The sequence below is a fragment of the Pseudomonas sp. B1(2018) genome (genome assembly GCF_003097365.1).
In the GTDB taxonomy this organism is placed as follows: domain Bacteria; phylum Pseudomonadota; class Gammaproteobacteria; order Pseudomonadales; family Pseudomonadaceae; genus Aquipseudomonas; species Aquipseudomonas laurylsulfatiphila.
This window is the reverse complement of sequence record NZ_PYUK01000009.1, coordinates 176,496-201,899: the sequence shown is the minus strand read 5'-3', so window position 1 is coordinate 201,899 and position 25,404 is coordinate 176,496. Positions and strand designations below refer to the sequence as shown.

General features: G+C 59.7%; 22 protein-coding genes. 19 read left to right on the top strand and 3 right to left on the bottom strand.

Annotated features, from left to right (window positions below):
- Positions 1-88 precede the first annotated feature (88 nt).
- Complete coding sequence (infA, locus tag C9422_RS16475; RefSeq protein ID WP_002553999.1) at positions 89-307, top strand: translation initiation factor IF-1; 219 nt, start codon at positions 89-91, stop codon at positions 305-307.
- 241 nt (positions 308-548) lie between these two features.
- Here infA and clpA read toward each other — a convergent pair whose 3' ends face one another.
- On the bottom strand, positions 549-2,819 hold the full coding sequence (clpA, locus tag C9422_RS16470) for an ATP-dependent Clp protease ATP-binding subunit ClpA (protein ID WP_007972069.1): 2,271 nt from the start codon (positions 2,817-2,819) through the stop codon (positions 549-551).
- Positions 2,820-2,849: 30 nt separating this feature from the next.
- A complete protein-coding gene (gene clpS, locus C9422_RS16465) occupies positions 2,850-3,212 on the bottom strand; it encodes an ATP-dependent Clp protease adapter ClpS (protein WP_015094394.1) in 363 nt (120 codons plus the stop codon).
- A 223-nt stretch (positions 3,213-3,435) separates the two neighbouring features.
- Between clpS and cspD the strand changes: the two genes are divergently transcribed.
- Complete coding sequence (gene cspD, locus C9422_RS16460) at positions 3,436-3,690, top strand: cold shock domain-containing protein CspD (RefSeq protein ID WP_116581359.1); 255 nt, start codon at positions 3,436-3,438, stop codon at positions 3,688-3,690.
- Between the two features lie 80 nt (positions 3,691-3,770).
- On the opposite strand, the gene icd is transcribed toward cspD, so the two are convergent.
- Positions 3,771-5,027: an NADP-dependent isocitrate dehydrogenase gene (gene icd, locus C9422_RS16455; protein ID WP_007972065.1), complete on the bottom strand. Its 1,257-nt coding sequence runs from the start codon at positions 5,025-5,027 to the stop codon at positions 3,771-3,773.
- Between icd and C9422_RS32235 the strand changes: the two genes are divergently transcribed.
- The 17 genes from C9422_RS32235 to nuoH all read left to right on the top strand — a co-directional run bounded on the left by C9422_RS32235 (position 5,026) and on the right by nuoH (position 25,402).
- The gene (locus tag C9422_RS32235) at positions 5,026-5,193 is read left to right on the top strand and encodes a hypothetical protein (RefSeq protein WP_165824784.1); all 168 of its coding nucleotides are present in this window, start codon (positions 5,026-5,028) and stop codon (positions 5,191-5,193) included. The two genes, icd and C9422_RS32235, sit on opposite strands and share 2 nt — an antisense overlap.
- A 327-nt stretch (positions 5,194-5,520) precedes the next feature.
- Positions 5,521-7,746 (top strand): NADP-dependent isocitrate dehydrogenase, encoded by a 2,226-nt coding sequence (locus tag C9422_RS16450; protein ID WP_116581358.1) that lies wholly within the window; start codon positions 5,521-5,523, stop codon positions 7,744-7,746.
- 155 nt (positions 7,747-7,901) lie between these two features.
- Positions 7,902-8,348, top strand: coding sequence for an NUDIX hydrolase (locus C9422_RS16445; RefSeq protein WP_116581357.1), 447 nt, complete (start codon positions 7,902-7,904; stop codon positions 8,346-8,348).
- A gap of 59 nt (positions 8,349-8,407) precedes the next feature.
- Positions 8,408-9,541 (top strand): tRNA 2-thiouridine(34) synthase MnmA, encoded by a 1,134-nt coding sequence (gene mnmA, locus C9422_RS16440; protein WP_116581356.1) that lies wholly within the window; start codon positions 8,408-8,410, stop codon positions 9,539-9,541.
- The gene (gene hflD, locus C9422_RS16435; RefSeq protein ID WP_007972088.1) at positions 9,538-10,161 is read left to right on the top strand and encodes a high frequency lysogenization protein HflD; all 624 of its coding nucleotides are present in this window, start codon (positions 9,538-9,540) and stop codon (positions 10,159-10,161) included. Before mnmA ends, hflD begins: the two co-directional genes overlap by 4 nt.
- Positions 10,162-10,285: 124 nt before the next feature.
- Positions 10,286-11,656 (top strand): adenylosuccinate lyase, encoded by a 1,371-nt coding sequence (gene purB, locus C9422_RS16430; protein WP_007972090.1) that lies wholly within the window; start codon positions 10,286-10,288, stop codon positions 11,654-11,656.
- A gap of 86 nt (positions 11,657-11,742) precedes the next feature.
- Positions 11,743-12,912, top strand: a complete 1,170-nt coding sequence (locus C9422_RS16425; protein WP_007972092.1) for a cupin domain-containing protein — start codon at positions 11,743-11,745, stop codon at positions 12,910-12,912.
- Positions 12,905-13,327, top strand: coding sequence for a GNAT family N-acetyltransferase (locus C9422_RS16420; protein ID WP_033047574.1), 423 nt, complete (start codon positions 12,905-12,907; stop codon positions 13,325-13,327). The genes C9422_RS16425 and C9422_RS16420 overlap by 8 nt, the downstream gene beginning before the upstream one ends.
- A gap of 224 nt (positions 13,328-13,551) precedes the next feature.
- Entirely contained in the window at positions 13,552-14,304 is a 753-nt protein-coding gene (locus tag C9422_RS16415) for a secretin N-terminal domain-containing protein (RefSeq protein ID WP_116581355.1), read from the top strand.
- A 473-nt stretch (positions 14,305-14,777) separates the two neighbouring features.
- Positions 14,778-16,103 (top strand): isocitrate lyase, encoded by a 1,326-nt coding sequence (gene aceA, locus C9422_RS16410; protein ID WP_007970439.1) that lies wholly within the window; start codon positions 14,778-14,780, stop codon positions 16,101-16,103.
- 636 nt (positions 16,104-16,739) lie between these two features.
- On the top strand, positions 16,740-17,153 hold the full coding sequence (locus tag C9422_RS16405) for an NADH-quinone oxidoreductase subunit A (RefSeq protein ID WP_003223812.1): 414 nt from the start codon (positions 16,740-16,742) through the stop codon (positions 17,151-17,153).
- Between the two features lie 10 nt (positions 17,154-17,163).
- Positions 17,164-17,838 carry an NADH-quinone oxidoreductase subunit B family protein gene (locus C9422_RS16400; RefSeq protein ID WP_007970441.1) on the top strand — a complete coding sequence of 225 codons (675 nt, stop codon included), beginning with the start codon at positions 17,164-17,166 and terminating at the stop codon, positions 17,836-17,838.
- Positions 17,839-17,910: 72 nt separating this feature from the next.
- Positions 17,911-19,695 (top strand): NADH-quinone oxidoreductase subunit C/D, encoded by a 1,785-nt coding sequence (gene nuoC, locus C9422_RS16395; protein WP_116581354.1) that lies wholly within the window; start codon positions 17,911-17,913, stop codon positions 19,693-19,695.
- Between the two features lie 2 nt (positions 19,696-19,697).
- A complete protein-coding gene (gene nuoE, locus C9422_RS16390) occupies positions 19,698-20,195 on the top strand; it encodes an NADH-quinone oxidoreductase subunit NuoE (protein ID WP_008020715.1) in 498 nt (165 codons plus the stop codon).
- Positions 20,192-21,547 (top strand): NADH-quinone oxidoreductase subunit NuoF, encoded by a 1,356-nt coding sequence (nuoF, locus tag C9422_RS16385; RefSeq protein WP_095966502.1) that lies wholly within the window; start codon positions 20,192-20,194, stop codon positions 21,545-21,547. The genes nuoE and nuoF overlap by 4 nt, the downstream gene beginning before the upstream one ends.
- Before the next feature lie 136 nt (positions 21,548-21,683).
- Positions 21,684-24,398, top strand: coding sequence for an NADH-quinone oxidoreductase subunit NuoG (gene nuoG / locus C9422_RS16380; protein WP_116581353.1), 2,715 nt, complete (start codon positions 21,684-21,686; stop codon positions 24,396-24,398).
- Positions 24,395-25,402, top strand: coding sequence for an NADH-quinone oxidoreductase subunit NuoH (gene nuoH / locus C9422_RS16375; protein ID WP_116581352.1), 1,008 nt, complete (start codon positions 24,395-24,397; stop codon positions 25,400-25,402). Before nuoG ends, nuoH begins: the two co-directional genes overlap by 4 nt.
- Positions 25,403-25,404: the final 2 nt, after the last annotated feature.

Genomic DNA, 25,404 nt, shown 5'->3' with positions numbered 1-25,404 from the left:
TAAACCCCACTTTTCGGGCACAATGCACGCCGCTTTTGCCTGGCGCAGTTGCACCGGGCCATTCATTGGACACCGAGGGCTTTACTGCATGTCGAAAGAAGACAGCTTCGAAATGGAAGGCACTGTCGTCGACACCCTGCCCAACACCATGTTTCGTGTGGAGTTGGAAAATGGGCACGTCGTAACCGCGCACATCTCCGGCAAGATGCGCAAGAACTACATCCGTATTCTTACCGGCGACAAAGTGCGCGTAGAGCTGACTCCCTATGACTTGAGCAAAGGGCGCATCACTTACCGCGCCCGCTAATCTGGTCAATACAAGACGCCCGGCTTATGCCGGGCGTTTTTGTTTGTGTGGGATTTGACCCACTCTCGAATTCCTGACACTGATCCCCTGTAGGAGCTGCCGCAGGCTGCGATCTTTTGACTTTGATTTTTTTAATAACAAGATCAAAAGATCGCAGCCTGCGGCAGCTCCTACAAGGGGGATTCGTGATCCAGATAACAAAAAGGCGCCTTTCGGCGCCTTTTTGCATTGCTTCCAAACGTCAGGCCATCTCGGCCGTGGTCTCGAACTCGAAGGTCAGCTCGCCATCCTTGATGTCGATGTGCACCACACCGCCATGTTCGGCCAGTTCGCCAAAGAGAATCTCCTCCGCCAGTGGACGCTTGATCTTGTCCTGGATCAAGCGAGCCATTGGGCGAGCACCCATCGCTGCGTCGTAGCCACCCTCGGCCAGCCAGCTGCGGGCCGCATCGGTGACTTCCAGCAACACTCGTTTGTCTTCCAGCTGCGCCTGAAGCTCGGTAAGGAACTTGTCCACCACGCTCTTGATGACCTCATGGCTGAGGCGACCAAACTGGATAATGGTGTCCAGACGGTTGCGGAATTCCGGCGTGAAGCTCTTCTTGATCACTTCCATCGCATCGGACGAGTGGTCCTGGAAGGTGAAACCGATCGAAGCACGAGCAGCTGTCTCGGCACCGGCGTTGGTCGTCATGATGACGATCACGTTACGGAAATCCGCCTTGCGCCCGTTGTTATCGGTCAAGGTACCGTGGTCCATGACCTGCAGCAGCAGGTTGAAGACTTCCGGATGCGCTTTCTCGATTTCATCGAGCAACAGCACGCAGTGTGGTTGCTTGGTGATGGCTTCGGTCAGCAGACCGCCCTGATCGAACCCGACATAGCCCGGAGGCGCACCGATCAGACGCGATACGGTGTGGCGCTCCATGTACTCGGACATGTCGAAGCGAATCAGCTCGACCCCCAGCGCCTTGGCCAACTGACGCGCCGCTTCGGTTTTACCGACACCGGTAGGCCCGGCGAACAGGAACGAACCGACAGGCTTGTCAGGGGACTTGAGGCCAGCACGGGACAACTTGATCGCGGTGGCCAGCGAGTCGATCGCGGCATCCTGACCAAACACGGTCAACTTCAGGTCACGCTCGAGGTTACGCAGCAATTCCTTGTCGGAGCTGGTGACGTGTTTTGGCGGAATCCGCGCGATTTTCGCGACGATGTCTTCGACCTGAGGCACTTCGATGCGTTTAACGCGCATCTCGACCGGTTGCAGGCGCTGGTAGGCACCCGCTTCGTCGATGACGTCGATCGCCTTGTCCGGCATGTGGCGATCGTTGATGTAACGCGAAGCCAGTTCGGCAGCCGCGCGCAGGGCTTCATCGCTGTATTCGATATTGTGATGGCTTTCGAAACGCCCCTTCAGGCCGCGCAGAATGCCAATGGTGTCTTCCACCGAAGGCTCCGACACATCGACCTTCTGGAAACGCCGGGCCAAGGCACGGTCCTTCTCGAAGATGCCGCGGAATTCCTGGAAGGTGGTCGATCCGATGCAACGGATATCACCCGAGGACAGCAGCGGCTTGAGCAGGTTCGAGGCGTCCATGACACCACCGGACGCAGCACCCGCACCAATGATGGTGTGGATCTCGTCGATGAACAGGATCGCCTGCGGCCGCTTCTTCAGCTCATTGAGCAACGCCTTGAAGCGCTTCTCGAAATCGCCACGGTACTTGGTACCGGCCAGCAAGGCACCCAGGTCGAGGGAGTAAACCACGCTGTTGGCCAGCAGGTCCGGCACCTGGTTGTCGACAATGCGCTTGGCCAGGCCTTCGGCAATCGCGGTTTTACCCACGCCCGCCTCGCCCACCAGCAGCGGGTTGTTCTTGCGCCGACGCGCCAGGATCTGTGCGACACGCTCGACTTCCAGCTCACGCCCCACCAACGGATCGATACGACCCTGGCGCGCGAGTTCGTTGAGGTTGCTGGCATAAGCATCCAGGGGATTGCCCGAGGAAGAAGACTCACCGCCCTCGTCGTCCTGCATATCTTGCTCACCTTCAGAGTGATCGCCATGCCCCGGCACCTTGGAAATGCCATGGGCGATGTAGTTGACGACATCTATGCGGGCAACGCTCTGCTGTTTCAGCAGGAACACTGCCTGACTCTCTTGCTCACTGAAGATCGCGACCAGCACGTTGGCACCAGTCACTTCGCGTTTGCCCGAGCTCTGTACGTGAAACACAGCACGTTGCAGGACACGCTGGAAGCCCAGGGTTGGCTGGGTTTCGCGATCCTCGTCATGCACGGGGATCAATGGCGTGGTGGAGTCGATGAACTCCTGCAGGTCATGCTTGAGTTTGTCGAGGTTTGCGCCGCACGCACGCAAAACGGTGGCGGCAGCCTCATTGTCCAATAGGGCCAGCAGGAGGTGTTCGACGGTCATGAACTCATGACGCTTCGAACGGGCTTCCTTGAAGGCAAGATTGAGGGTGACTTCGAGCTCGCGGTTTAACATAGCTTCACCTCATACCCAAGTGGTCGGCGATTAACCGTCCTTCTCGATTTCACAGAGTAGCGGATGCTGGCTTTCCCTGGCGTACTGGTTGACCTGCATGGCCTTGGTCTCCGCGATGTCGCGGGTAAACACTCCACATACTGCCCGCCCTTCTGTATGGACGGCCAGCATGACCTTGGTCGCCAGCTCGCGATTCAGGTTAAAAAACACCTCGAGCACTTCGACGACGAAATCCATCGGTGTGTAGTCATCATTGAACAAAACCACCTTGTACATCGGCGGCGCCTGTAGAGCAGGCTTTGCCTCCTGAACAGCAATGCCTGCGGAATCGTCGTCGTGTAAATCAGGGCGATCCTGATTGAATGTTAGTCGAATCTGGCTGATTGCATGCATGGAAAGAAAGGTTCGTCAGTTGTTCAAATACAGTGGTGGGGGCGGCTATCAGCGATTTCAACTCCGACTGCCGGTCAGCTTGACTATCGGCAAAAGGGTGTTACAACCAATAGAGCCCACAGTGGGTAAAAAAGGTCCGCGGAGTCAAACTTATTTACAGGTTCGACTGCGGATGTAGTGGATGATACTCCAGTGATGGAGTCTGTTGCAGAGGGAGTTGGGTATGGCAGTCGGCAAGGTGAAGTGGTTCAACAACGCCAAGGGTTACGGTTTCATCAACGAGGAAGGCAAGACAGAAGATCTGTTTGCCCACTACTCGGCCATTAAAATGGAAGGTTATAAAACCCTGAAAGCCGGGCAAGCTGTCGTATTCGACATCATCCAGGGCCCCAAAGGTCTTCACGCGGTCAACATCGGCAACCCGGTGGATGCCTCGAAAACCGCGACACAGTCACCTGAGCAGACCGTTTCGGTTTAATATCGCCGCGTCATCCAGTCATAAAAAAACCGCCTGACTCAACTTCTTGAATCAGGCGGTTTTTGTGTGCCTGCGTTTTCTTACATGTGCGAGATCAGCGCATCACCGAAACCGGAAGACGACACCAGTTTCGCCCCTTCCATCAGACGCTCGAAATCATAGGTCACGGTCTTGGCGGAAATCGCGCCATTGGTGCCCTTGATGATCAGGTCGGCCGCTTCGGTCCAGCCCATGTGGCGCAGCATCATTTCAGCGGAGAGGATCAGCGAACCCGGGTTGACCTGGTCCTTGCCGGCGTACTTCGGCGCCGTACCGTGGGTGGCTTCGAACATGGCCACGGTGTCGGACAGGTTGGCCCCCGGTGCGATACCGATACCGCCCACTTCCGCCGCCAGGGCGTCGGAGAGGTAGTCACCGTTCAGGTTCAGGGTCGCGATCACATCGTACTCGGCCGGGCGCAGCAGGATCTGCTGGAGCATGGCGTCGGCGATGGCATCCTTGACGATGACGTTCTTGCCGGTTTTCGGGTTCTTGAACTGCATCCACGGACCGCCGTCGAGCAGGGTCGCGCCGAATTCTTCAGCCGCCACTTCGTAGGCCCATTCCTTGAAGGCACCTTCGGTGAACTTCATGATGTTGCCTTTGTGCACGATGGTCAGCGAATCGCGATCGTTGTCGACCACATATTGCAGGGCCTTGCGCGCCAGACGCTTGGTGCCTTGCAGCGAAACCGGCTTGACACCGATACCGCAGTTCTCGTCGAAACGGATCTTGGTGACGCCCATTTCTTCCTTGAGGAACTTGATGACCTTGGTGGCTTCCGGCGTACCGGCCTTCCACTCGATGCCGGCGTAGATGTCCTCGGAGTTCTCGCGGAAGATGGTCATGTCGACGTCACCCGGCTTCTTGACCGGGCTAGGCACGCCTTCGAACCAGCGCACCGGACGCAGGCAGACGTACAGGTCGAGTTGCTGACGCAGGGCCACGTTCAGCGAACGGATGCCGCCACCGACCGGGGTGGTCAGCGGGCCCTTGATGGAAACCACGTAATCCTTGACCGCGTCCAGGGTCTCCTGAGGCAGCCAGGTGTCCTGATCGTAGACCTGAGTCGCTTTTTCCCCGGCGTACACTTCCATCCAGGAAATCTTGCGCTCGCCACCATAAGCCTTCTTAACAGCAGCATCGACAACCTTGATCATGACCGGGCTGATGTCGACGCCAATGCCGTCGCCTTCGATGAAGGGGATGATCGGGTTATTAGGAACATTGAGAGAATGGTCTGCATTGACGGTGATTTTGTCGCCGACGGCTGGAACCTGAATCTTCTTGTAACCCATGCTGAACTCCATTGATTGGATTGAACATCTGGCTTGGTTCGAGCGTAACCCAGTTGAATCGGCGCGCAAACCCTATGTTCTGTCCATATGCCGCAAAGCCGCACAACCAGCGGTCTACAAGCCTGAAAGCAAAGGGAAAAACGCCAAACTCAAGCACGACGAATGACCTTACGCCCTCCTCGCCCCTGCGACCTTTAGACCAATGGACGACATTCGTTGCGTATGAACCATCGGCAGATTGCCAGCTACCTATGTATAATGCCGCCGCTGACTAAAGGGTCACGACGGACTGAGCAGCTCTACGATGAGTGTTTACGCCCGATTAGCCGGTCTGTTACCGCAGTCCGACTGCATGACGCCCTACTGATGCACCCAACATCACAGCAACGAAACCTCGATATTCGGCTCATGGATGACTTTGAACGAACGCGCTTACCCGGCGCCCTCGAGTTTCTGCGCACGCTTTAGCAAAGAAGAGAGAGTTAATCCGAATATGCCCACCCGCTCGAAGATCATCTATACCTTCACCGACGAAGCTCCTGCCCTCGCCACCTATTCACTGTTGCCTATCGTAGAGGCGTTCACCGCCTCGGCTGATATCGCCGTTGAAACCCGCGATATCTCTCTTGCAGGGCGCATCCTGGCCAGCTTCCCCGAGCAACTGGGTGACAAAGCCGTAGCCGACCACCTCGCCGAACTGGGCGCCCTGGCCGTTACGCCTGAAGCCAACATCATCAAGCTGCCGAACATCAGTGCTTCGGTCCCACAACTGCAAGCCGCGATCAAAGAGCTGCAAGCCCAGGGCTACAACCTGCCGGACTACCCGGAAACCGTGACCTGCGACGCCGACAAAGAAGCCAAGGCGCGCTACGACAAGGTCAAGGGCAGCGCCGTGAACCCGGTTCTGCGTGAAGGCAACTCCGACCGTCGCGCTCCGCTGTCGGTCAAGAACTACGCGCGCAAGCACCCGCACAAAATGGGCGCCTGGGCCAATGACTCCAAGTCCCACGTTGCACACATGAGCACCGGCGATTTCTACGGCAGCGAAAAAGCCGCCCTGATCGACGCCGCTGACGCCGTGAAAATCGAACTGATCGCTCAAGACGGCAGCGCCACCGTCCTGAAAGAAAAGACCAGCGTACAAGCCGGTGAGATCCTCGATTGCGCGGTCATGAGCAAAAACGCCCTGCGCAGCTTCATCGCCGCTGAAATCGAAGACGCCAAGGCACAAGGCGTGCTGCTGTCGGTTCACCTGAAGGCGACCATGATGAAGGTCTCCGACCCCATCATGTTCGGCCAGATCGTTGCCGAGTTCTATAAAGAGGCACTGGCCAAGCACGCTGACGTGCTGGCACAGATCGGCTTCAACCTGAACAACGGCATCGGCGACCTGTACGCTCGCATCAAGGCCCTGCCTGCTGAACAGCAAGCAGCCATCGAAGCGGACATCCAGGCGGTCTACGCCGCTCGCCCTTCCCTGGCGATGGTCAACTCCGACAAAGGCATCACCAACCTGCACGTACCGAGCGACGTCATTGTCGACGCCTCGATGCCGGCGATGATCCGCGACTCCGGCAAGATGTGGGGCACCGACGGCCAGCTGCACGACACCAAGGCCGTGATCCCGGATCGTTGCTACGCCACCATCTACCAGGCCGTGATCGAAGATTGCAAAGCCAACGGCGCATTCGACCCGACCACCATGGGCAGCGTGCCGAACGTTGGCCTGATGGCGAAGAAAGCCGAAGAATACGGTTCCCACGACAAGACCTTCCAGATCAAGGTTGACGGCGTTGTTCGCGTCACCGACAGCAAGGGCAACCTGCTGCTGGAGCAGTCGGTCGAAGCCGGCGACATCTTCCGCATGTGCCAGACCAAAGATGCACCGATCCAGGACTGGGTCAAACTGGCGGTCAACCGTGCTCGCGCCAGCAGCACGCCGGCGATTTTCTGGCTGGACCCAATGCGCGCCCACGACGGCGTGGTGATCGAGAAAGTTCAGGCCTACCTGAAGGATCACGACACTGCCGGCCTGGACATCCAGATCATGTCGCCGGTTGACGCCATGAAGTACACCCTGCAGCGCACCCGCGAAGGCAAGGACACCATCTCGGTGACCGGCAACGTACTGCGTGACTACCTGACCGACCTGTTCCCGATCATGGAACTGGGCACCAGCGCCAAGATGCTGTCGATCGTGCCGCTGATGAACGGCGGTGGCCTGTTCGAAACCGGCGCCGGCGGTTCGGCGCCGAAGCACGTTCAGCAACTGCTGGAAGAGAACTTCCTGCGCTGGGATTCGCTGGGTGAATTCCTGGCCCTGGCCGCGTCCCTGGAACACCTGGGCGTGACCTACAACAATCCAAAGGCGCTGGTACTGGCCAAGACCCTGGACCAGGCCACCGGCCAGTTCCTGGACAACAACAAGTCGCCATCGCGCAAAGTCGGCAACATCGACAACCGCGGCAGCCACTTCTACCTGGCGCTGTACTGGGCTCAAGCCCTGGCCACCCAGACCGAAGACGCTGCACTGCAAGCGCAGTTCGCGACCCTGGCCAAAACCCTGACCGAGAACGAGGCGACCATCGTTGCCGAACTCAACGCCGTTCAGGGCAAGCCAGTGGACATCGGCGGTTACTACCACGCCGACGCCGAGCTGATCAGCAAGGCCATGCGTCCAAGCGCAACCTTCAACGCAGCGGTTGCGGCGTTGGCTTAAGGTTGTAAGGAAGCACCACAAACCCCGGCCATGCGCCGGGGTTTGTGTTTCTGGCAAAGATCAAAAGATCGCAGCCTTCGGCAGCTCCTACACCGATCCTTGTAGGAGCTGCCGAAGGCTGCGATCTTGTCAATTCCGAATACCGAGGAAATCTCATGGACTGGAAACCCCACATCACCGTCGCCACCATCGTCGAAGACAACGGCCGCTTCCTGATGGTCGAAGAACTCAAGCACGGTCGCGTGGTGCTCAACCAGCCCGCCGGCCACCTGGACCCGAACGAAACCCTGACCGAAGCCGCCGTGCGCGAAACCCTCGAGGAAACCGGCTGGGACGTCGAACCGACCGGCGTACTGGGCATTTACCTCTACACCGCCCCGAGCAACGGCGTGACCTACCAGCGAGTGTGCTTCATCGCAAAACCGCTGAAACACCACCCCGATTATCAACTGGACGACGGCATCGTCGGCGCCAAGTGGTTGACCCGCGAAGAATTAATGGCACAACGCGACAACTGGCGCAGCGAGCTGATCATGCGCTGCATCGATGACTATCTGGCAGGCATTCACTTCGGCCTTGAATTGATCCGTCCTTCTCTTTAGCCATGCAGGCTCCAGCCTGTTAGAATCGCGTCCTTTTTCAAGACACTCATTGAATCCCTATGCGTGATCCAGCCCCTTCTGACACACAAAAGAAGCGCGTCATTGTCGGCATGTCCGGCGGCGTGGACTCTTCCGTTTCCGCCCTCCTGCTGATCGAGCAGGGTTATGAGGTGGAAGGCCTGTTCATGAAGAACTGGGAAGAAGACGATGGAACGGAATACTGCACCGCCATGGATGACCTGGCGGACGCCCAGGCCGTGTGCGACAAGATCGGCATCAAGCTGCACACCGCCAACTTCGCCGCCGAGTACTGGGACAACGTGTTCGAGCATTTCCTGGCCGAATACAAGGCCGGACGCACGCCGAACCCGGACATCCTGTGCAACCGCGAAATCAAGTTCAAGGCGTTCCTCGACTACGCCATGGTGCTTGGCGCCGACCTGATCGCCACCGGCCACTACGTGCGTCGCCGCGACATCGATGGTCGCACCGAACTGCTCAAGGGCCTGGACCCGAACAAGGACCAGAGCTACTTCCTGCACGCCGTCGGCGGCGAACAGATCGCCAAGACCCTGTTTCCGGTCGGCGAACTGGAAAAACCGCAAGTGCGCGCGATTGCCGAGAAATACGAGCTGGCGACCGCGAAGAAGAAGGACTCCACCGGGATCTGCTTCATCGGCGAACGCCGTTTCAGCGATTTCCTCAAACAGTACCTGCCGGCACAACCGGGCGAGATCAAGACCACCGAAGGTGAAATCATCGGCCGTCATCACGGCCTGATGTATCACACCATCGGCCAGCGTCAGGGCCTGGGCATCGGCGGCCTGAAAGACGCCAGCGACGAGCCGTGGTACGTGCTGATCAAGGACCTGGAGCACAACGAGCTGATCGTTGGCCAGGGCAATGACCACCCGTGGCTGTTCTCCCGCGCCTTGCTCGCTTCCGATATCTACTGGGTCAACCCGATCGACCTGAGCCAGCCACGCAAGCTGACCGCCAAGGTTCGTTATCGTCAGAGCGACCAGCCCTGCACCCTGGAAAAAACCGCCACCGGTTATCGCGCTACCTTCGATGATCCGCAACGCGCGGTCACTCCAGGCCAGTCCGTGGTGTTCTACGACGGTGAGATCTGCCTCGGCGGCGGCGTGATTGAAGTAGCCGAGCCGTGGACGAGCAAGGGCCAGGCCCTATGAACCCGATTCAGGAGCAACTGACAGCACTGGGCGGCGTGTTTCTCGCCGCCGTGCTGGTGGACAGGATTGCCAAGAGCGGCCAGACCAACGAGGCCGGCCTGAGCTGCATGCTCGGCAGCCTGCTGATCCGCGACCCCAAGGACACCCTGGAAGTCTATGGCGGCGATGACATCAACCTGCGTGAAGGCTATCGCGCCCTGATCGGCGCCCTCGAGCGCGACCCGAGCGCCCTGCAGCGCGAGCCGCTGCGCTATGCCCTGGCGATGCTCGGTCTTGAGCGCCAACTGGCAAAACGTGGCGACATGCTCGAGGTGATCGGCAAGCGTTTGCCGCAGATCCAGTCCCAGGTCGAACACTTCGGCCCTGCCCACGAAAATGTGATCGCCGCCTGCGGCGCGCTGTACCAGGACACGTTGAGCACCTTGCGCCAACGCATCCAGGTTCACGGCGACATGCGCAACCTGCAACAACCGAGCAACGCCTCGAAAATTCGCGCCCTGCTGCTGGCCGGCATCCGTTCTGCACGCCTGTGGCGGCAATTGGGCGGTCATCGCTGGCAGCTGGTGATCAGCCGTCGCAAATTGCTCAAAGAGCTTTACCCCTTGATGCGTAACGAATAACCCGCATCGACAGAACAGAACTTAGCAATACGCGTAATACGCCGGTCAGTTGGCGACGGACCGGCGGATTTTTTCATGTATGATACGCGCCCCATTTCGTTGCCCGACTGTCCGAGAACACCCCATGCAGCTCTCTTCGCTCACTGCGGTTTCCCCTGTTGACGGCCGCTACGCCGGCAAAACCCAGGCCCTGCGCCCAATTTTCAGCGAGTACGGCCTGATCCGTGCCCGCGTTCTGGTTGAAGTGCGCTGGCTCCAGCGCCTGGCCGCTCACCCTGCCATCAGCGAAGTGCCGGCGTTCTCCGCCGAAGCCAACGCTGTGCTCAACACCCTGGCGGAAAACTTCTCTCTGGAGCACGCCGAGCGCGTCAAAGAGATCGAGCGCACCACCAACCACGACGTCAAGGCCATCGAGTACCTGCTCAAAGAGCAAGCGGCCAAGCTGCCGGAACTGGCCAAGGTCAGCGAGTTCATCCACTTTGCCTGCACCAGCGAGGACATCAACAACCTGTCCCACGCCCTGATGCTGCGCGAAGGCCGTGATGACGTGATGCTGCCGCTGATGCGCCAGACCGCCAACGCCATCCGCGAACTGGCCATCCGCTTCGCCGACGTGCCTATGCTGTCGCGCACCCACGGTCAACCGGCCTCGCCGACCACCCTGGGCAAAGAACTGGCGAACGTGGTTTACCGCCTGGAGCGCCAGATCGCTCAAGTCGCTGCCGTTCCGCTGCTGGGCAAGATCAACGGCGCTGTCGGCAACTACAACGCCCACCTGTCGGCCTACCCCGAGATCGACTGGGAAGCCAATGCCCGCGCCTTCATCGAAGACGAACTGGGCCTGGGCTTCAACCCGTACACCACGCAGATCGAACCGCACGACTACATTGCCGAGCTGTTCGACGCGATCGCCCGCTTCAACACCATCCTGATCGACTTCGACCGCGACATCTGGGGCTACATCTCCCTGGGTTACTTCAAACAGCGCACCATCGCTGGCGAAATCGGTTCGTCGACCATGCCGCACAAGGTCAACCCGATCGACTTCGAAAACTCCGAAGGCAACCTGGGCATCGCCAACGCACTGTTCCAGCACCTGGCGAGCAAGCTGCCGATCTCCCGCTGGCAGCGCGACCTGACCGACTCCACCGTACTGCGCAACCTCGGCGTCGGCTTCGCCCACAGCGTGATCGCGTACGAAGCCAGCCTCAAGGGCATCAGCAAGCTTGAGCTCAACGAGCAGAAGATCGCCGCCGACCTGGACGCTTGCTGGGAAGTATTGGCCGAGCCGATCCAGACCGTGATGCGTCGCTACAACATCGAAAACCCGTACGAAAAACTGAAAGAACTGACCCGCGGCAAGGGCATCAGCCCTGAAGCACTGCAGACTTTCATCGACGGCCTGGACATGCCAGCCGCCGCCAAGGCCGAGCTGAAACTGCTCACCCCGGCGAACTACATCGGCAACGCTGTAGAGCAAGCCAAACGCATCTGATCGATCGCTAGACCCTTTGAAGACGCCCGGCCGCGCCGGGCGTTTTTATTCCCGTCTGAAAAGTGCATTTTTTCAATAGGTTACACATGAATCCTGATATTCCTCTTCAACTTCTGGGCGGCATCACGGCACGGGAATTCCTGCGCGATTACTGGCAGAAAAAGCCGCTGTTGATCCGCCAGGCGATTCCTGATTTCGAAAGCCCGATCGACGCCGACGAACTGGCCGGCCTGGCGCTGGAAGAAGAAGTCGAATCGCGCCTGATCATCGAGAATGGCGAGCGTCCATGGGAACTGCGTCGCGGCCCGTTCGCCGAAGATGAATTCAGCAAGCTGCCTGAGCGTGACTGGACCCTGCTGGTTCAAGCCGTGGATCAGTTCGTCCCGGAAGTCAGCGAACTGCTGGAAAATTTCCGCTTCCTGCCGAGCTGGCGCATCGACGACGTGATGATCAGCTACGCCGCGCCAGGCGGCAGCGTGGGTCCGCACTTCGACAACTACGACGTGTTCCTGCTGCAAGGCCACGGCAAGCGCAACTGGAAGATCGGCCAGATGTGCAACACCGAGAGCCCGATGCTGGCCCACGCCGACCTGCGCATCCTCTCCGAATTCGAAGCCACCGATGAATGGGTGCTGGAACCGGGCGACATGCTCTACCTGCCGCCGCGCCTGGCCCATTGTGGCGTCGCTGTGGATGACTGCATGACCTACTCGGTGGGCTTCCGCGCGCCGAGCGCCGCTGAAGTGCTGACCCACTTCACCGACTTCCTCAGCCAGTTCCTGTCGGACGAAGAACGCTACACCGACGCCGACGCCTTGCCGACTGCCGACCCTCACCAGATCCAGCGCGATGCACTCGATCGCCTCAAAGGCCTGCTGGCCGAGCACATGAGCGACGAGCGCCTGCTGCTGACCTGGTTCGGCCAGTTCATGACCGAGCCACGCTACCCGGAACTGGTGGTGGGTCCGGAAGACGTCGAAGAAGAGGACTTCATGTCCGCCCTGGAGCAAGGCGCGATCCTGATTCGCAACCCGAGCGCGCGCCTGGCATGGTCCGAAGTCGATGACGACCTGCTGCTGTTCGCCAGCGGCCAGAGCCGTTACCTGCCGGGCAAACTGCGCGAACTGCTGAAGATGATCTGCGCCGCCGACGCCCTGCACGCCGACAACCTCGGCGAATGGCTGAGCGATGAAGACGGCCGCGGCCTGCTGTGCGAACTGGTCAAGCAAGGAAGCCTGGGGTTTGCCGATGAATAAGATTCACGTACGTGTCGCAGACTGGCAAAAGGACAACGCCGAGATCCGGCGCATTCGTGAAGCGGTGTTCGTCGCCGAGCAATCCGTTCCGCCAGAACTGGAATGGGACGCCGATGACATTGATGCCGTGCACTTCCTCGCTTACGAAGGCGACTTTCCGATTGGTACCGCGCGCCTGCTGCCCGATGGACATGTCGGCCGGGTATCGGTACTCAAGGACTGGCGCGGGCTGAAAGTCGGCGATGCGCTGATGCAAGCGGTCATCGGCGAAGCCGAAGAGCGCGGACTCAAGCAGCAGATGCTCAGCGCCCAGGTACAAGCCACGGCGTTCTATGAGCGCCTGGGGTTCCACATGGTCAGTGAGGAGTTCCTGGAAGCCGGGATTCCGCATGTGGACATGGTCCGGCACAGTTAAACCTTCTCCTGTAGGAGCTGCCGCAGGCTGCGATCTTTATAGGCAGCACACCACAAAACGCCTCGCTATCTTCGGATACCGGGGCGTTTTGCTGTCTACCATTCAACTTGCCCCATCCCGGGCCGACAAAGTGGCACTATCAATAAAAATCCAAGGGCAAGATCAAAAGATCGCAGCCTTCGGCAGCTCCTACGGGCTTTGTTTATTTGGCGGAGATAACGGATATGTCCCTACGCACCCTGCTCACCACACTGCTGCTGGGCTGCAGTTTTTCGGTGATGGCAGCCACAGAAATCGTCCCCCTCAAGCACCACACCAGTGCCGATCTTCTGCCGGTGGCGCAGGATTTCGTCGGCAAGGACGGACAGGTCAGCGCCTACGGCAATCAACTCATCGTCAACGCTGATCAGCGCAAGATCGACGAACTTAAAGCCCTTCTTTCCCAACTCGACACGGCACCCAAGCGCCTGCTGATCACCGTCGACACCAGTGACAACAACTTCCAGGATGACCAGGGTTCTTCAACCAACGGCGCCAGGACCCGCATCATCAACTACAGCACCGACAGCCGCGACGGCGGCATTCAGCAGGTACAGGCCAGCGAAGGCGCACCGGCGCTGATCCAGGTCGGCCAAAGCGTGCCACTGACCAGTTCGCAGACCGATGGCTATGGCGACCTGCGCAGCCAGACAGAATACCGCAACGTCACCCAGGGCTTTTACGTCACCGCAAACGTCACCGGCGACATCGTTCACCTCTCGATCAGTACCAACCGTGACCGCATGAGCCAGGAGCGTCCCGATGTAGTGAACGTACAAAGTACCGACACAACCGTCACCGGCCACCTCGGTGAGTGGATCCTGCTGGCCGGGGTCAATGGCCAGACCCAGGCCGATAAACAGGGCCAGACCCGCAGCTACTCAACCCAGAGCCGCAACGACATGACTTTGCGCGTGAAAGTCGACACCCTGGACTAAATCACCAAAAACTGACTGACGAGTCGTATTAGACCAAAGATGTAGTGCTTGAAAAAAAGCACTACAAAACGTTTGACGAGCCAAAAAAGCGAAGGCATGATGGCCTCGCTCCCGCTAATCAGGGGCCCTGGCAAGGGCCTTCGAGGCGATGTTCGCACCTACCCCGCGAACCGCTTCGTGTCTGTACCGCCCACAAGGTGTGTTTGACGAGGTTGTCGACTGGAACGAAGTTGTCCCGAGGGACGGAAGCGTAATAGGTAACCCGGCACCACACTGATGTTCGTACCAAGGCCCACGACGCCCGAATGCGCCCGCAGTTCGCCTTTACCTGCTCACTTCCCCTCGAGCCCATCGTTCATCCCGTCGCCCTCCCCGCCGAATCCGACTTGACCGCTTAAGCTTCTGGTCAGCGAGCGCAGGAATTTTCCACCGCAGAACAACTTTTCATAAAGACGCGACGAGGTTTATCTCCCATGGCACTGACACGCGAACAGCAAATTGCAGCCCTCGAAAAAGACTGGGCTGAAAACCCGCGCTGGAAAGGCGTGACACGCACTTACTCCGCTGCTGACGTCGTCCGCCTGCGTGGCTCGGTTCAACCTGAGCACACCTTTGCAAAAATGGGCGCCGAGAAGCTGTGGAACCTGGTCACCCAGGGTGCCAAGCCAGCCTTCCGTCCTGAGAAAGATTTCGTCAACTGCATGGGCGCCCTGACCGGCGGCCAGGCTGTACAACAAGTCAAAGCCGGTATCCAGGCGATCTACCTGTCGGGCTGGCAGGTTGCTGCGGACAACAACTCCGCCGAATCGATGTACCCGGACCAGTCGCTGTACCCGGTGGACTCGGTTCCAACCGTGGTCAAGCGCATCAACAACTCGTTCCGTCGTGCCGACCAGATCCAGTGGAAAGCCGGCAAGAACCCTGGCGACGCTGGCTACATCGACTACTTCGCGCCGATCGTGGCTGACGCCGAAGCCGGTTTCGGCGGCGTACTGAACGCCTACGAACTGATGAAGAGCATGATCGAAGCAGGCGCCGCCGGCGTTCACTTCGAAGACCAGCTGGCCTCCGTGAAGAAATGCGGCCACATGGGCGGCAAGGTACTGGTTCCTACCCAGGAAGCCGTACAGAAGCTGACCGCTGCCCGTCTGGCAGCTGACGTCGCCGGTACTCCGACCATCATCCTGGCCCGTACCGACGCCAACGCCGCTGACCTGCTGACGTCCGACTGCGACCCGTACGACCAGCCATTCGTGACTGGCGAACGTACCCAGGAAGGCTTCTACAAAGTGCGCGCCGGTCTGGACCAGGCCATCGCTCGCGGCCTGGCCTACGCTCCGTACGCCGACCTGATCTGGTGCGAAACCGCCAAGCCGGACCTGGACGAGGCTCGTCGCTTCGCTGAAGCGATCAAGAAGGAATACCCGGACCAACTGCTGTCGTACAACTGCTCGCCTTCCTTCAACTGGAAGAAAAACCTGGACGACGCGACCATCGCCAAGTTCCAGCGCGAACTGTCCGCCATGGGCTACAAGCACCAGTTCATCACCCTGGCCGGCATTCACAACATGTGGCACAGCATGTTCAACCTGGCGCACGACTACGCCCGCAACGACATGACTGCCTACGTGAAGCTGCAAGAGCAGGAATTCGCCGACGCCGCCAAGGGTTACACCTTCGTGGCTCACCAGCAGGAAGTGGGCACCGGCTACTTCGACGACATGACCACCGTGATCCAGGGTGGCTCGTCTTCGGTTACCGCACTGACCGGCTCGACAGAAGAAGAACAGTTCCACTGATCGGCTTCTTGAGTAAACAGCCGCCGCGGACCGGATAGAAAGCTAACCGCAGCGCTGCACATCTGACGCCCCGACTGGTTCGGGGCGTTTTTTTGCCTGCGATTCAACAACCTCCGCGCCCCCCCCCTGTAGGAGCTGTCGCAGGCTGCGATCTTTTGATCTTGTTTTTTAAAAATCAAAATCAAAAGATCGCAGCCTGCGGCAGCTCCTACAAGGTCCGGTGGCAGGCGGGCAAAACATTGATCCAGAGCGCTATCGCTGGCAGAAAAATCCGCTAAAACGCTCACCGCCGCTACTTGCAGTAACGCCCATATAAGACAACTTCCCGAACACCTGAGGGACAACCAGTTTAAAAATCAAGCCAAACAATATTGATTATCATTCAGATGCAACTATGTTCGTTACATTCCCTACAAAACATAATTGGCGAAATGTCGGCTAATGCCCGTAACGCATGGGCTGCAGGGCCTTTATGGCTCGCTATGTCCTTATTCCTATAAATAATTTCGCTATAGGAATTTTACTTGCCGGGTGTTTAGCCATAAAATCAGCGGGATTGATTGCTGCGACATATCGTCACTGCTTTTGTTTCTTTTCAAGCTCAGAGACCTTTGCTCTCTGTTAAGGATTACCAGCATGCCCGAAGCGACAGGACTCATGGCCCACAACTGGGGCTTTGCCATTTTCCTTCTAGGCGTCGTCGGCCTCTGCGCCTTCATGCTGGGCGTCTCCAGCCTCCTCGGGTCAAAAGCCTGGGGCCGCAGCAAAAACGAACCGTTCGAGTCCGGCATGCTACCTACAGGTGGCGCCCGCTTGCGGCTCTCAGCCAAATTCTATCTGGTCGCGATGCTCTTCGTGATCTTCGATATCGAAGCCCTCTTTCTCTTTGCATGGTCTGTGTCCGTCCGCGAAAGCGGCTGGACCGGATTCGTCGAAGCTCTCGTTTTCATAGCAATTCTGTTGGCAGGCCTTGTCTACCTATTCCGAGTGGGCGCCCTTGACTGGGCTCCGGAAGCTCGGCGCAAGCGGCAAGCGAAGCTGAAACAATGAGGCTTTGGCAATGCAATACAATCTCACCAGGATCGACCCCGATGCTCCTAACGAGCAGTATCCGATTGGCCAACGGGAAACCGTTTCCGATCCGTTAGAAGATCAAGTCCACAAAAACATTTTCATGGGCAAGCTCGAAGACGTGCTCAACGGCACGATCAACTGGGGGCGCAAGAACTCCCTGTGGCCGTATAACTTCGGTCTTTCGTGCTGCTACGTGGAAATGACCACCGCCTTCACGGCGCCCCACGACATCGCGCGCTTTGGCGCCGAGGTTATCCGGGCATCGCCGCGCCAGGCGGATTTCATGGTTATCGCCGGTACCTGCTTCATCAAGATGGCGCCGATCATTCAGCGTCTCTACGAGCAAATGCTCGAGCCTAAATGGGTCATTTCCATGGGTTCGTGCGCCAACTCCGGTGGCATGTACGACATCTACTCCGTCGTTCAAGGGGTGGACAAGTTCCTGCCCGTGGACGTCTACGTGCCTGGCTGCCCGCCCCGCCCTGAAGCTTTCCTGCAAGGCCTGATGCTGTTGCAGGAGTCGATTGGCCAGGAGCGTCGCCCACTTTCCTGGGTCGTTGGCGATCAAGGCGTGTATCGCGCCGAGATGCCTTCCGAGAAGGAAAAGCGCCGCGAACAGCGTATTCAGGTAACCAACCTGCGCAGCCCCGACGAAGTCTGATCCAGATCTGCTGTTTCAAAGAAACGAGAAGCTGGCTTCATTCTTTACGTTGACCGAAAGCGATAAATAACCATGACTACAGGCAGTGCTCTGTACATCCCGCCTTACAAGGCAGACGACCAGGATGTGGTCGTCGAACTGAACAACCGTTTTGGCCCGGAGGCGTTCACCGCCCAGCCTACCCGCACCGGCATGCCGGTGCTTTGGGTTGCCCGCGCCAAACTCGTCGAAGTCCTGACTTTCCTGCGTAACCTGCCCAAGCCGTACGTCATGCTCTATGACCTGCACGGCGTGGACGAGCGTCTGCGCACCAAGCGTCAAGGGCTGCCAAGCGGCGCCGACTTCTCCGTGTTCTACCACTTGATGTCGATCGAACGTAATAGTGACGTAATGATCAAGGTCGCCTTGTCCGAGAGCGACCTCAGCCTGCCGACCGTCACCAGCATCTGGCCGAACGCCAACTGGTACGAGCGTGAAGTCTGGGACATGTACGGCATCGACTTCAAAGGCCACCCGCACCTGTCGCGCATCATGATGCCGCCGACCTGGGAAGGTCACCCGCTGCGCAAGGACTTCCCGGCGCGCGCCACCGAGTTCGATCCGTTCACCCTGAACCTGGCCAAGCAGCAGCTCGAAGAAGAGTCCGCGCGCTTCAAGCCGGAAGACTGGGGCATGAAGCGCTCCGGCCCGAACGAGGACTACATGTTCCTCAACCTCGGCCCGAACCACCCTTCGGCGCACGGTGCGTTCCGCATCATCCTGCAGCTGGACGGTGAAGAGATCGTCGATTGCGTACCGGACATTGGCTACCACCACCGTGGTGCCGAGAAGATGGCCGAGCGTCAGTCGTGGCACAGCTTCATCCCGTACACCGACCGTATCGATTACCTCGGCGGCGTGATGAACAACCTGCCGTACGTGCTCTCGGTCGAGAAGCTGGCCGGCATCAAGGTACCGGAGAAGGTCGACGTCATCCGCATCATGATGGCCGAGTTCTTCCGGATCACCAGCCACCTGCTGTTCCTGGGTACCTACATCCAGGACGTCGGCGCCATGACCCCGGTGTTCTTCACCTTCACCGACCGCCAGCGCGCGTACACGGTGATCGAGGCCATTACCGGTTTCCGTCTGCACCCGGCCTGGTACCGCATCGGTGGCGTCGCCCACGACCTGCCGCGCGGCTGGGAAAAGCTGGTCAAGGACTTCGTCGAGTGGATGCCCAAGCGTCTGGACGAATACCAGAAAGCCGCCCTGGACAACAGCATCCTGCGTGGCCGGACCATCGGCGTCGCCGACTACAACACCAAAGAGGCCCTGGAATGGGGCGTCACCGGTGCCGGCCTGCGTTCGACCGGTTGCGATTTCGACCTGCGTAAAGCGCGCCCGTACTCGGGCTACGAGAACTTCGAATTCGAAGTGCCGCTGGCCGCCAATGGCGATGCCTACGACCGCTGCATCGTGCGTGTCGAGGAGATGCGCCAGAGCATCAGGATCATCGACCAGTGCCTGCGCAACATGCCGGAAGGCCCGTACAAGGCGGATCACCCGCTGACCACGCCGCCGCCGAAAGAGCGCACCCTGCAGCACATCGAAACCCTGATCACGCACTTCCTGCAGGTTTCGTGGGGCCCGGTCATGCCGGCCAACGAATCCTTCCAGATGATCGAAGCGACCAAGGGCATCAACAGTTATTACCTGACGAGCGATGGCGGCACCATGAGCTACCGCACCCGGATTCGTACCCCAAGCTTCCCGCACCTGCAGCAGATCCCTTCGGTGATCAAAGGCAGCATGGTCGCGGACTTGATCGCGTACCTGGGTAGTATCGATTTCGTTATGGCCGACGTGGACCGCTAAGCATGAACAGCACGCTTATCCAGACAGACCGTTTCACCTTGAGTGAAACCGAGCGCTCGGCCATCGAGCACGAGTTGCATCACTACGAAGACCCGCGCGCGGCGTCGATCGAAGCCCTGAAGATCGTCCAGAAGGAACGTGGCTGGGTGCCGGACGGCGCCCTGTACGCCATCGGCGAGATCCTCGGCATCCCGGCCAGCGACGTTGAAGGCGTCGCGACGTTCTACAGCCAGATCTTCCGTCAGCCGGTCGGCCGCCACATCATTCGCGTCTGCGACAGCATGGTCTGCTACATCGGCGGCCACGAGTCCGTGGTCAGCGAAATCCAGAGCAAGCTCGGCATCGGCCTGGGTCAGACCACCGCCGACGGTCGTTTCACCCTGCTGCCGGTCTGCTGCCTCGGTAACTGCGACAAGGCGCCGGCGCTGATGATCGACGACGACACGTTCGGTGATGTGCAGCCAGCAGGCGTTGCCAAATTGCTCGAGGGCTACGTATGACCCTGACTTCCTTCGGTCCAGCCAACCGCATCAAGCGTTCGGCCGAGACTCACCCGCTCACCTGGCGTCTGCGCGACGACGGCGAAGCCGTATGGCTCGACGAGTACCAGGCCAAGAACGGTTACGCCGCTGCACGCAAGGCCTTCGCCGACATGGCCCAGGACGACATCGTCCAGACCGTGAAAGATTCCGGCCTCAAGGGTCGCGGTGGTGCGGGCTTCCCCACGGGCGTGAAGTGGGGCCTGATGCCCAAGGACGAATCCATCAACATCCGCTACCTGCTATGCAACGCGGATGAAATGGAGCCGAACACCTGGAAAGACCGCATGCTGATGGAGCAACTGCCCCATCTGCTGATCGAAGGCATGCTGATCAGCGCCCGCGCGCTGAAAACCTACCGTGGCTACATCTTCCTGCGTGGCGAATACACCACCGCCGCCAAGCACCTGAACCGTGCCGTGGAAGAAGCCAAGGCAGCTGGCCTTTTGGGCAAGAACATCCTGGGCAGCGGTTTCGATTTCGAGCTGTTCGTCCACACCGGTGCCGGGCGTTATATCTGCGGTGAAGAAACCGCACTGATCAACTCCCTCGAAGGCCGCCGCGCCAACCCGCGCTCCAAGCCGCCCTTCCCTGCCGCCGTTGGCGTGTGGGGCAAGCCGACTTGCGTGAACAACGTCGAGACCCTGTGCAACGTGCCGGCGATCATTGCCGACGGCGTGGACTGGTACAAATCGTTGGCTCGCGAAGGCAGTGAAGACATGGGCACCAAGCTCATGGGCTTCTCCGGCAAGGTCAAGAACCCGGGCCTGTGGGAATTGCCGTTCGGCGTCACCGGTCGCGAGCTGTTCGAAGACTACGCCGGTGGCATGCGCGACGGTTACAAGCTCAAGTGCTGGCAGCCAGGCGGCGCCGGTACCGGCTTCCTGTTGCCGGAACACCTGGACGCACAAATGTATGCCGGCGGCATCGCCAAAGTGGGCACCCGCATGGGTACCGGCCTGGCCATGGCGGTGGACGACAGCGTCAACATGGTGTCCCTGCTGCGCAACATGGAGCAGTTCTTCGCCCGCGAATCCTGTGGCTTCTGCACCCCGTGCCGCGATGGCTTGCCATGGAGCGTCAAGCTCCTGATGGCCATCGAGAACGGTGAAGGCCAGCCAGGCGACATCGAGACCCTGCTGGGTCTGGTCGGTTTCCTCGGCCCGGGCAAGACCTTCTGTGCTCACGCACCGGGCGCCGTGGAGCCGTTGGGCAGCGCAATCAAATACTTCCGTCCAGAGTTCGAAGCCGGTATCGCGCCTGTCAGCGCCGCCGTCCCGCCTCTGGCAAGGCCGATCGTAGTCGGCGCGTAACCGCTTAAAAAGGCGAAGGGTCCGTGCCCTTCGCTTTTCGTGTGATGACGCCGTAAGCGGCTGTGTTGATTCACGCGAATAACAAGATTCCATTAGCCACGCCCGCTGACACCGGGCCAACGAAGAACTTTGAACCATGGCCACTATCCACGTAGACGGCAAAGCGCTCGAAGTCGATGGGGCAGACAACCTGTTACAGGCATGTCTGTCTCTGGGCCTCGATATTCCGTATTTCTGCTGGCACCCTGCCCTGGGCAGCGTTGGCGCTTGCCGCCAGTGCGCGGTCAAGCAGTACACCGACGAGAACGACACCCGTGGTCGTATCGTCATGTCCTGCATGACCCCTGCCACCGACAACACCTGGATCTCCATCGATGATGAAGAATCCAAGGCTTTCCGCGCCAGTGTTGTTGAATGGCTGATGACCAACCACCCTCACGACTGCCCGGTCTGTGAAGAAGGCGGTCACTGCCACCTGCAAGACATGACGGTAATGACCGGCCACAACGAGCGCCGTTACCGCTTCACCAAGCGTACCCACCAGAACCAGCAACTGGGCCCGTTCATTTCCCACGAAATGAACCGCTGCATCGCTTGCTACCGCTGCGTGCGCTTCTACAAGGACTACGCCGGCGGCACCGATCTGGGTGTGTTCGGCGCCCACGACAACGTGTACTTCGGTCGCGTTGAAGACGGCACCCTGGAAAGCGAGTTCTCCGGCAACCTCACCGAGGTCTGCCCGACCGGTGTGTTCACCGACAAGACTCACTCCGAGCGCTACAACCGCAAGTGGGACATGCAGTTCTCGCCGAGCATCTGCCATGGCTGCTCCAGCGGTTGCAACATTTCCCCGGGCGAGCGTTACGGTGAACTGCGCCGCATCGAAAACCGTTACAACGGTTCGGTGAACCAGTACTTCCTGTGCGACCGTGGCCGTTTCGGCTATGGCTACGTCAACCGCGAAGACCGCCCACGTCAGCCGCTGCTGGCCAACGGCACCAAGCTGAGCCTCGACGACGCGCTGGATAAAGCTGCTGATTTGCTGCGCGGTCGCAACATCGTCGGTATCGGTTCGCCTCGCGCCAGCCTCGAAAGCAACTACGCGTTGCGCGAACTGGTCGGTGCCGAGCACTTCTACTCGGGTATCGAAGCCGCCGAACTGGAGCGCATCCGCCTGGTCCTGCAAGTGCTCAAGGACAGCCCGCTGCCAGTGCCGAACATGCGCGACATCGAAGACCACGACGCCGTGTTCGTCCTCGGTGAAGACCTGACCCAGACGGCTGCGCGCATGGCCCTGTCCCTGCGTCAATCGGTCAAGGGCAAGGCCGAAGACATGGCCGACGCCATGCGCGTCCAGCCCTGGCTCGACGCCGCGGTGAAGAACATCGGCCAGCACGCGCTGAACCCGCTGTTCATCGCCAGCCTGGCTGAAACCAAGCTCGACGACATCGCCGAAGAGTGCGTTCACGCCGCTCCAGACGACCTGGCCCGCATCGGTTTCGCCGTGGCGCACGCCCTCGACGCCAGCGCACCGGCCGTTGAAGGCCTGGATGCTGAAGCCCTCGAACTGGCCAAGCGCATCGCCGATGCCTTGCTCGCGGCCAAGCGCCCACTGATCATCGCCGGTACTTCCCTGGGCTCCAAAGCCCTGATCGAAGCTGCCGCGAACATCGCCAAGGCCCTGAAGCTGCGCGAGAAGAACGGTTCCATCAGCCTGATCGTGCCGGAGGCCAACAGCCTCGGCCTGGCCATGCTCGGTGGCGAATCGGTCGACGCCGCGCTGCAAGCCGTGATCGACGGCAAGGCTGACGCCATCGTCGTGCTGGAAAACGATCTGTATACCCGTACCGACAAAGCCCGCGTCGATGCCGCCCTGACTGCCGCGAAAGTGCTGATCGTGGCCGACCACCAGAAGACTGCCACCAGCGATCGCGCGCACCTGGTTCTGCCAGCCGCCAGCTTCGCTGAAGGCGACGGTACCCTGGTCAGCCAGGAAGGCCGCGCCCAGCGCTTCTTCCAGGTCTTCGATCCGAAGTACATGGACGCGAGCATCCTGGTCCACGAAGGCTGGCGCTGGCTGCATGCCCTGCGCGCCACCCTGCTGAACCAGCCGATCGACTGGACCCAGCTGGACCACGCCACCGCCGCTGTCGCTTCCAGCACACCGGTCCTGAACCGCATTGTCGACGCCGCACCGTCCGCCGCGTTCCGCATCAAGGGCATGAAACTGGCCCGTGAACCGCTGCGCTACTCCGGTCGTACCGCCATGCGCGCCGACATCAGCGTGCACGAACCGCGTACCCCGCAGGACAAGGACACCGCGTTCGCCTTTTCCATGGAAGGTTACTCGGGTTCGGCCGAACCGCGTCAGCAAGTGCCATTCGCCTGGTCTCCGGGCTGGAACTCGCCGCAAGCCTGGAACAAGTTCCAGGACGAAGTCGGTGGTCACATCCGCGCTGGCGACCCGGGCACCCGCCTGATCGAAAGCACCGGTGACTCGCTGAACTGGTTCGCCACTGTTCCGCGCGCGTTCAACCCGGCTCCAGGTACCTGGCAGGTCGTGCCGTTCTTCCACCTGTTCGGCAGCGAAGAGAACTCTTCGAAAGCCGCTCCGGTTCAGGAACGCATTCCGGCGGCCTACGTTGCACTGGCCAAGTCCGAAGCCGACCGCCTGGGCGTCAACGACGGTGCCATGCTGAGCCTGAACGTGGCCGGCCAGACCCTGCGTCTGCCGCTGCGCATCAATGAAGAACTGGGCGCAGGCCTGGTGGCCTTGCCTGCGGGCATCGCCGGCATTCCGCCAGCAATCTTTGGCAAATCCGTTGACGGTCTGCAGGAGGCAGCTCAATGACCTGGTTCACTCCTGAAGTGATCGACGTGATCATCGCGGTCCTCAAGGCCGTGGTGATTCTGCTCGCCGTGGTGATCTGCGGCGCCCTGCTCAGCTGGGTCGAACGTCGTTTGCTCGCCCTCTGGCAGGACCGTTACGGTCCGAACCGCGTCGGCCCGTTCGGCGCGTTCCAGATCGCCGCCGACATGATCAAGATGTTCTTCAAGGAAGACTGGACGCCTCCATTCGCCGACAAGATGATCTTCACCCTGGCACCGGTCGTGGCCATGAGCGCCCTGCTGATTGCCTTCGCGATCATCCCGATCACCCCGACCTGGGGTGTGGCGGACATCAACATCGGCATCCTGTTCTTCTTCGCCATGGCTGGTCTCTCGGTCTACGCGGTGCTGTTCGCCGGCTGGTCGAGCAACAACAAGTTCGCCCTGCTGGGCAGCTTGCGTGCCTCGGCGCAAACCGTGTCGTACGAAGTGTTCATGGGCCTGTCGCTGATGGGCATCGTGATCCAGGTCGGCTCGTTCAACATGCGCGACATCGTTGAATATCAGGCGCAGAACCTGTGGTTCATCATTCCGCAGATCTTCGGGTTCCTGACCTTCTTCATCGCTGGCGTGGCCGTGACTCACCGTCACCCGTTCGACCAGCCGGAAGCGGAACAGGAACTGGCCGACGGTTACCACATTGAATACGCCGGCATGAAATGGGGCATGTTCTTCGTCGGCGAGTACATCGGCATCGTGTTGATTTCGGCGCTGCTGGTGACCTTGTTCTTCGGTGGCTGGCACGGTCCGTTCGGTCTCCTGCCGCAGATCCCGTTCATCTGGTTCGCACTGAAAACCGCGTTCTTCATCATGATGTTCATCCTGCTGCGCGCGTCGATTCCGCGCCCACGGTATGACCAGGTGATGGATTTCAGCTGGAAGTTCTGCCTGCCGCTGACCCTCGTCAACATGCTGGTGACCGCTGCGATCGTGTTGCTCAACACGCCCGCCGTCGCGGCTCAGTGAGG

Coding starts and splice junctions, on each gene's coding strand:
- infA (WP_002553999.1), top strand. CDS start 89: ATGTCGAAAGAAGACAGCTTCGAAATGGAAGGCACTGTCGTCGACACC.
- clpS (WP_015094394.1), bottom strand. CDS start 3,212: ATGCATGCAATCAGCCAGATTCGACTAACATTCAATCAGGATCGCCCT.
- C9422_RS16415 (WP_116581355.1), top strand. CDS start 13,552: ATGTCCCTACGCACCCTGCTCACCACACTGCTGCTGGGCTGCAGTTTT.
- mnmA (WP_116581356.1), top strand. CDS start 8,408: ATGCGTGATCCAGCCCCTTCTGACACACAAAAGAAGCGCGTCATTGTC.
- cspD (WP_116581359.1), top strand. CDS start 3,436: ATGGCAGTCGGCAAGGTGAAGTGGTTCAACAACGCCAAGGGTTACGGT.
- nuoG (WP_116581353.1), top strand. CDS start 21,684: ATGGCCACTATCCACGTAGACGGCAAAGCGCTCGAAGTCGATGGGGCA.
- nuoF (WP_095966502.1), top strand. CDS start 20,192: ATGACCCTGACTTCCTTCGGTCCAGCCAACCGCATCAAGCGTTCGGCC.
- C9422_RS16405 (WP_003223812.1), top strand. CDS start 16,740: ATGCCCGAAGCGACAGGACTCATGGCCCACAACTGGGGCTTTGCCATT.
- C9422_RS16450 (WP_116581358.1), top strand. CDS start 5,521: ATGCCCACCCGCTCGAAGATCATCTATACCTTCACCGACGAAGCTCCT.
- C9422_RS32235 (WP_165824784.1), top strand. CDS start 5,026: ATGCTGAACTCCATTGATTGGATTGAACATCTGGCTTGGTTCGAGCGT.
- C9422_RS16445 (WP_116581357.1), top strand. CDS start 7,902: ATGGACTGGAAACCCCACATCACCGTCGCCACCATCGTCGAAGACAAC.
- C9422_RS16425 (WP_007972092.1), top strand. CDS start 11,743: ATGAATCCTGATATTCCTCTTCAACTTCTGGGCGGCATCACGGCACGG.
- purB (WP_007972090.1), top strand. CDS start 10,286: ATGCAGCTCTCTTCGCTCACTGCGGTTTCCCCTGTTGACGGCCGCTAC.
- hflD (WP_007972088.1), top strand. CDS start 9,538: ATGAACCCGATTCAGGAGCAACTGACAGCACTGGGCGGCGTGTTTCTC.
- icd (WP_007972065.1), bottom strand. CDS start 5,027: ATGGGTTACAAGAAGATTCAGGTTCCAGCCGTCGGCGACAAAATCACC.
- nuoC (WP_116581354.1), top strand. CDS start 17,911: ATGACTACAGGCAGTGCTCTGTACATCCCGCCTTACAAGGCAGACGAC.
- aceA (WP_007970439.1), top strand. CDS start 14,778: ATGGCACTGACACGCGAACAGCAAATTGCAGCCCTCGAAAAAGACTGG.
- clpA (WP_007972069.1), bottom strand. CDS start 2,819: ATGTTAAACCGCGAGCTCGAAGTCACCCTCAATCTTGCCTTCAAGGAA.
- C9422_RS16420 (WP_033047574.1), top strand. CDS start 12,905: ATGAATAAGATTCACGTACGTGTCGCAGACTGGCAAAAGGACAACGCC.
- nuoE (WP_008020715.1), top strand. CDS start 19,698: ATGAACAGCACGCTTATCCAGACAGACCGTTTCACCTTGAGTGAAACC.
- nuoH (WP_116581352.1), top strand. CDS start 24,395: ATGACCTGGTTCACTCCTGAAGTGATCGACGTGATCATCGCGGTCCTC.
- C9422_RS16400 (WP_007970441.1), top strand. CDS start 17,164: ATGCAATACAATCTCACCAGGATCGACCCCGATGCTCCTAACGAGCAG.